At 52.5% G+C, this 955-nt stretch carries 1 pseudogene; it reads left to right on the forward strand.

The features are described from left to right. Positions 1-56 precede the first annotated feature (56 nt). Positions 57-955, forward strand: a pseudogene (locus NTH01S_RS11460) (IS3 family transposase); the annotation flags it as partial.

A 955-nucleotide genomic window follows, 5' to 3' on the forward strand; every position in this document is an offset into this window, starting at 1 on the left:
CCCCCCGGAAATGTATCCATTTTAAAGTAGAGTCCGTTGGATAAGGAACCGGACCTATGAAACGCAGTCGTTTTACGGAAGAGCAGATTATCAAGATCCTGCATGAGCATGAGGCGGGGCTGAAAGTGCCGGATCTTTGCCGTAAACACGGTATGAGTGATGCTACGTTTTACAAGTGGAAAACCCGTTATGGCGGTCTTGAGGTCTCGGAAGCGAAGAAGCTGCGGGCGTTGGAAGATGAGAATACCCGCCTGAAACGCCTTTTGGCCGATGCGATGTTGGACAATGCGGCTTTGAAGGAAATCGTTGGAAAAAAGTGGTAACGCCTGTCGCCAAGCGGCAGGCTGTTGATCTGATACGTGATGTTTTCAGTGTGAGTGAACGTCATGCCTGCCGTGTTGTCGGTGTTGCTCGGCGCGTCATTCGGTATGTTTCTGTGCGCCCAGAGGATACGGCTTTACGACAACGCTTGCGGGAATTGGCGGCAGAACGGCGCCGCTTTGGCTATCGTCGTTTAGGGTATCTTCTGGCGCGTGAAGGGCATGTCGTGAACCATAAGAAACTGTTTCGCCTGTATCAGGAAGAAGGGTTGAAAGTTCGTCATCGCGGTGGTCGCAAAAGGGCTTTGGGGATGCGTACGCCACTCACTATGCCTCAAGAACCAGGGCAACGCTGGAGTTTGGACTTTGTCTCTGACGCGCTGATCTGCGGGCGGCGTATCCGGGTATTGACCGTTATTGATGATGTAAGCCGAGAAAATTTGGCTCTCATTGTCGATACGTCTTTATCCGGAGGGCGCGTTGCCCGGGAGTTGACCCTATTGGTGGAATGCTATGGGAAGCCGCTCATTATCGTGAGTGACAATGGGACAGAATTCACCTCCCATGCCATTGTGAAATGGGCCGAAGAAATGGGTGTGGAGTGGCATTATATCGCCCCCGGTAAACCGCAGCAG

The organism is Neokomagataea thailandica NBRC 106555, assembly GCF_001598495.1.
Classification (GTDB): Bacteria; Pseudomonadota; Alphaproteobacteria; order Acetobacterales; family Acetobacteraceae; genus Gluconobacter; species Gluconobacter thailandicus_A.